The sequence below is a fragment of the Paenibacillus sp. Aloe-11 genome (assembly GCF_000245715.1).
GTDB classification, from domain to species: domain Bacteria; phylum Bacillota; class Bacilli; order Paenibacillales; family Paenibacillaceae; genus Paenibacillus; species Paenibacillus kribbensis.
Map to the genome: position 1 here is coordinate 110,809 of NZ_JH601056.1, position 6,081 is coordinate 116,889.

Consider the following 6,081-nt stretch of genomic DNA (forward strand, 5'->3'; position numbering starts at 1 on the left):
TTAAACTTTTGTTCTAGTTTTCCGAGCTTAGACATAATTCATGCAAGCCTTTCAGTTATTCGTAGGTTTGCCAGTTTCCTTCATCGTACGGATGCGGGACATAATTGCTTCTGTCGCCAGTTCAAGCGGGTCTCCCTCAATATCGGCACCTTTTTGGTAAGCCTCCAAATTGACAGGCTTGCCGTATATCACTTTCGTTTTACGGAAAAGCTTGTAATCACCTACAATGGCGACCGGAACGGCAGCCGCTCCACTGCGCAGCGCAAAGCTGGCAGCACCCTTTTTACCGATTCCTCCAGCTCCTCTAGATCCTTCCGGGAAGATCCCCATCACTTTTCCATCACGCAAGATGTTCAATGCCAGTTTAATGGATTCCTTACTCACACCACCACGTTTGACTGGAAAAGCTCCCAGCTTGTCAATCAGTGGACCCAGTACGGGAATATTAAACAGCTCGGCTTTTGCCATAAAGTGAACCTTTCGCTTCAGCAAAATACCAACTGTAGGAGGATCAAGATTACTAATATGATTAGAGCACAACAATACTCCGCCCTCAGCAGGTACATTTTCCCTGCCTACCGCCTCAAGTCTAAACAGAATGCGGTAAATGAGTCGCAAAATACTGGCGCATACCGTATATATCATTGGCTGATCTCCCCATCCTTCTTCGCCGCGCAATAAGATACGATCGTATCCACGACATCCTGAATGCCCATATGGGTCGTATCCAGTACGATGGCATCCTCACTGCAACGAAGCGGGGATACTTCCCTCTCCTCGTCAAGCTTGTCACGTGCCGCAATGTCACGTTCAAGCTGCTCCAGAGTGATATCATCAGCTCCGTTCAATTCTTTAAAACGGCGAGAGGCACGTTCCTGAACACTTGCAGTCATGAACACCTTAACTTCCGCATCTGGAAGCACTGTGGTTCCAATGTCCCGCCCGTCCATAACGACGCCCTTACGCGCAGCCATTTCACGCTGGTTTTCAGTCAAACGTGTGCGTAAACCTGCAATACTCGAATACTTTGATACCTTGCTGGTCACTTCCATCGAGCGGATTACTGTAGTTACGTCTTCCCCGTTACAATAAACCTTTTGACCTGTGGGGTCCGGTACTAATTCAATCACCAGCTCAGGTACATGTTGAAGCACTTTTTCTACATTTTCCGCCGGAATTTCATTACATATCATATACCACGTTGCTGCCCGGTACATGGCTCCAGTGTCCACATATACATAAGAAAGTGCTTTCGCCACCAAGCGGGCCACTGTACTTTTCCCTGCACCAGCAGGTCCGTCAATGGCTACATTTATTTTTTTATTTGAAGATACTTGCTGCCTTGCCAACGGGGAATTCCTCCTAACCTAACCTCAAGAAAAAAGCAGGCATTGCCTGCGACGTGAAAATTATACCACACATTTATAGACGATGCAAAATGAACGGCAGGTTTACTGAAAAAGAATCGCCCCGGATGATTACGATTTTTCCCGAAATTCCAGCTGCCTCTCAAAGCAATATTTAATCAGCTTTTGGCGTTCCTGATCCGCAATTTTTTCATATTTCAGCATGATGAGCCTACGGCCATTTTCCATCTCCTGAATGCGTATAACTTCAGACTGGAACCAAACATGCTCCAGCGTGCCGTTTCTATAAGGAACCAAAATCCAGCAGGACAACGATTCTCCTTCTTCCAGGTGGTGTGCTTCCTGTATCTGAAAAGAAACGCCTCCGCCTCCCACATCATGTGTCTCTGCTACAAATCTTGACTCGTTTACACCATGTTTTACCGCAATTTCCAGACTGGCCTGAACCCGGAGATAGTTTCGACGCTGAATTTTGCTGATGCTGTCCGGGTCCGGCTTTTGGATGCGGACCATCCGCAGCACATCTTCTTTAAAGCCCGTAACATGAGTATTAAAATAGTTTTTAATTCCACCCTCGCTCATGAAAAATATGGATAGCTCTTCTCCAAGATAGAGCCTTTTCAAACGCCCACTCGTTTGTGACATAGGAATTTCAATCAGAAAATTCTGTGATTCCTCTTCCGCAATTCGCGACTTGAATTCAAAAAGCTCGTCCTTGTGATCGCTACCAGCCACTTGTATGTATAACACATCATTAATTTTAGGAAACAAACCATTCACCGTCCTTGTCCATTAAAAGCTTTAACCAAGGTCTATAATACCACGACTTTATGCCTATTTTAAGCATTTTATTTGTTGGAACCATGATTAAAGCGCTCTAAACCCCCTTAATTTAAGGAGGTTTAGAGCGGTTAAGGATTTATATCCCCTGTACCTTCGCGTTATGCATTTTTTGCTTTGGCTTGAGGCTCATCCGAGTCTTTCACTTGCTCAATCGTTTCTTCCATTCCTGTATCTGCATTAATGTATATCCGATAAACGGAGCCATTGATTTTTCCGCCGAATTCATAGCACAGAACTTCTTTCGACAGTTCATTTTCAATCAATGCTTTCCGGTGGTAGGTCTCATGAAACTCGGGATTTAACTTCGCTCGTGCAGCCTTCAAATCCAGTTTGGCCTTCGGGATACGTCGGAGAGGATTGTGCTCGTGCACATAGTCGCTCGCTTGAAGCCCAGTCACTGTTCCGTTATCCAGGCCTGATCTGACTGTGATTTTTTCCGGATAGATAATCACGTCCCCTTGCACGCTTGCATATGTGATGGCTGCCAAATTTGTCCTTTCATCATAAGCTACCGGCTTCATCCCCTTATAGCCCTTATGTGCGAGAAAATCACTAGCATGGCGAATCGCCTCATTGCGGGTGACTTTTTTAGGACCTACTTCCCTCATATCGTGATAAGAGATGAGCTTACCGCCCTTTTTCGTAAAATCCATGGTGGCCACAGGCTTCTGCTTGTTGTTGAGCAGGGTAGCCGTATAGGACGCCCATTCAGTTCCTTTACCGTTTTCTTGTACACGAATCTGGCTTTCCGGTTTGCCTGTAAACTCGGCAGCATTCCGTTTAATTTGCTCGGCACTCACGACCGGGAGATTCAATTTTTTCACAGAACGCTTGGCATAAATGGTGGCCACAGAAGGTCCCCAATCCAGCTCCTTGTAGCCCTCCACCTTTTTGTCCACGGTTTTGAAGCCATCGATAATGGTGTTATCCTTTGGACCGGTTTGTGCGCCTGGGGCTTGCTCTACATCAGTCCATCGCAAGTTTTTACTCAAGGCCTTTGCTCGAACTTCGTGCATGCTTTTCGAAATTTCTCTGGAATTGTTATATAACGTTTTCAGATTGGATAATTCTTTCTTCGTTAAAGGCTCGTGATCCAGGTCACGCACGGCAGTCTGATACGAAAATGTAGATAAATGTGACAGCAAATCCTTGGCATGGTTAAATGGCATCACATTAAGAGGCAACTGGTTAACCTCACTTTGGGCCTCACTTGTAATCCTCCACACATTCATCAAACATTTGCGATGCATCGCGTGTGAAGTATTATGGACAGCAACTGCGTTACCCAATTGGGAATGCAGTTGATCCATATGAAACGACAAATCATGAAACGCACGCTGATATTGATTTTCCGTTTTAATCGACATGCTTTTGGCCTGAAGAGATACCTCTTTTCTCATCTGGTTTTCCCGATAACCCCACACAAATGCTCCTATCATGAGCAGGGCAACAATCGGGAACAATACGGAACTAAGTCGCTTATACATATTGGGAGTCTCCTTTCTTCAAGTACACTACCGATAGTGTGACAAGAAGAAAGCTCTCTTATGCATGGTTTTCCATGAGTTCAACAATAAACTCGCAATGATCGCATATACAACGCTTAAAGCCGGTCAGAATTCGCCCTTGCTCCATGCGTCCTCTAAGCACAAAACGTTCCCCGCATCTTTTACAATGAATTCTCACTTTAATACGCAAAAAAGACACCTCTTTCTCTAACAGGTTTGTCAGATCAGTGTGTCCCTTTTTGTTACATATTAACCTTTTCTTCCCGTTTTAATAATCTGAAAGGAGAACGGTTGTTAGCATGAGTGATTTTCGCCATGCCTCCATACCACAAAAATGCCATCAGAGGAATGATAAACCAAACCCAGTCATGCTGGAATTCCGTTAAAATCAGATCATATACACCGTGCCAAAACCATGGAAACACCAATGACAGAAGCAGCATGTATTTGCTCTTCCACCCCTCTGAAAACTTGGCTTTTCCCAAGTAATAGCCCATCATTACTCCAAACATCGCATGACCAGACACAGGTAGCAGTGATCTCATCAGCATCATGCTCACAGAAGCATGCCCCGCCCAGGCATACAATAGATTTTCAACCGTAGCAAATCCGAGGGAAACCGCGGCCGCATACAAAATGCCGTCATAAGGCTCATCGAACTCGGTATGATTATATATAATGTGATACAACAAAAACCATTTAAAAAACTCTTCCACTCCGGCCGAAATGCCGAACACCTGGATTAACGTGTTATCCCCTAGCCAAAGCAGCAGCCCGCGTTGAAAAATCATAACAGGAAGCACCACCAAGAAGCCGAGTAGAAACACTTTTACAACCATGTGCAGCGGCTCCGCATCATATCTGTCCTTCAAGTAAAAATACATTAATAAGGCAAGACCCGGCGCTGTGGCTGCCGCTAAAACCGAAAACAGAAGCACCGATCATCCCTCCATAAAAATCAGTCGGCCCTGCATTCAGCGCAGAGCCGACAAATTTACTTCATATCACTTTCTATAGCCCGATTAAGAACGGCTGTCAAAATGAGTGCAGATGACAGCAACAGCCTGTTCAGGAATGATCAGCTTGCCGTACTCCTCCAGCATTGCTGGCGTTACGGATGAGCCTTCCCCGAATTCGGCAAGAACCGCGATCAAGGCCGCGAGCTTGGACTCCTCTACCTCTTCTGGCTCCAAATGCAGCATCCATTTTCCTCTATAATGATACAGCTTACCTGCTTCCGTAGTGTTGCTGCGGAGCATGTGAGCCGCTTCTATGAGTACTTCGAAATCGCTAAACGCGTAAACAATGGAATCACTGTGTTCCATCGTGACTTCCATTTCGTAGACTTCTTCTGGAAGCTCCTCATCGGGACCCGAACCATATTGCTGGTGATCGTATTTTCCCCGAGTGACGATAACAACCATTCCCTGAGCAGGAAGCGCAAAGACTTCGACAGCTAACGGTCCCGTGGCATCGAAGCCCAGTTCGCTGTATGCCTGATCCATCATTTCGGTGAACAGCTCATGGACTCTTGGGATTTCTTGCCACATATCGTCTTTTTGAATACCGCGTTCGCTCAAATCGTCAAAGGTAAGGAAAATCCGTATCTTGTCCTGACTTAATCTTTCTATTTTCATACTGGACCCTCCTCCTGGCAGCCGAGTGTTATTAACAGATTATGATGCAATTATGATGCCTGTGATGAAAATGGTTCTATGTAATCATGTTATCATTTTATAATCGTAAATGCACGAAATAAAAATGAGAAAAAAAAGAATCATTTGAACGGCTTTCACAAAAAAGCCGCAAAATGATTCGGGATAGAGGGTTCCGGGGCTATAATCCCGGTACGGCTGTATGAGTTTCCTTCAATATCTGCTCGACCTCACGTTTAACATCGGGACTACTGCTGATAAAGTCTTTAATCAGCTTCATATTCTCTTCTTTGCTTTGGACAGTATGAACGGTTTTATCTGTTTTGGAACGATGATCATGATCCTCATGGGTATCATGTTTGTTTAGCGTAATATCGCCCATTCCGGGAAACGCAGCGTCCATCATTTTGGTGCGGGCTTTCTGCACCAAATTTTCGCCTTTTTTTCCATCCATGTTCATAGAAAAGCCCAGCATGTTGCGGTTACGGGAGATCATAGAGCCTGCGACAGCGCCCAAAACGATTCCCAGGAAAAATGAAGATGTCTTCACAATTAGAACCTCCCTTTGTGGTAGAATCAAGCATAGTGTTCGTCAGGAAAGACAAACTCATACGGTATAAATACAGGAAGGTGAGATGAATTAATGGGTACAAAAACAGCAGCCATTTTATTGACTGCATGTCTGCTGCTTAGTGCTTGCACGGCGAA

At 45.1% G+C, this 6,081-nt stretch carries 7 protein-coding genes; all 7 read right to left on the minus strand.

The genetic code is table 11. The features are described from left to right. Positions 1-51: 51 nt before the first annotated feature. Positions 52-645, minus strand: coding sequence for a lysophospholipid acyltransferase family protein (locus tag WG8_RS13975; RefSeq protein WP_007430852.1), 594 nt, complete (start codon positions 643-645; stop codon positions 52-54). After that, entirely contained in the window at positions 642-1,349 is a 708-nt protein-coding gene (cmk, locus tag WG8_RS13980) for a (d)CMP kinase (RefSeq protein WP_007430853.1), read from the minus strand. The genes WG8_RS13975 and cmk overlap by 4 nt, the downstream gene beginning before the upstream one ends. 129 nt (positions 1,350-1,478) lie before the next feature. Further along, a complete protein-coding gene (locus WG8_RS13985; protein ID WP_007430854.1) occupies positions 1,479-2,138 on the minus strand; it encodes a flagellar brake protein in 660 nt (219 codons plus the stop codon). Positions 2,139-2,308: 170 nt separating this feature from the next. Next, on the minus strand, positions 2,309-3,697 hold the full coding sequence (ypeB, locus tag WG8_RS13990) for a germination protein YpeB (protein ID WP_007430855.1): 1,389 nt from the start codon (positions 3,695-3,697) through the stop codon (positions 2,309-2,311). A 263-nt stretch (positions 3,698-3,960) separates the two neighbouring features. Further along, on the minus strand, positions 3,961-4,656 hold the full coding sequence (prsW, locus tag WG8_RS13995) for a glutamic-type intramembrane protease PrsW (protein WP_007430856.1): 696 nt from the start codon (positions 4,654-4,656) through the stop codon (positions 3,961-3,963). Positions 4,657-4,740: 84 nt separating this feature from the next. Then, on the minus strand, positions 4,741-5,355 hold the full coding sequence (locus WG8_RS14000; protein WP_007430857.1) for a genetic competence negative regulator: 615 nt from the start codon (positions 5,353-5,355) through the stop codon (positions 4,741-4,743). Between the two features lie 199 nt (positions 5,356-5,554). Beyond that, positions 5,555-5,923, minus strand: a complete 369-nt coding sequence (locus WG8_RS14005; RefSeq protein ID WP_007430858.1) for a hypothetical protein — start codon at positions 5,921-5,923, stop codon at positions 5,555-5,557. Positions 5,924-6,081 lie beyond the last annotated feature (158 nt).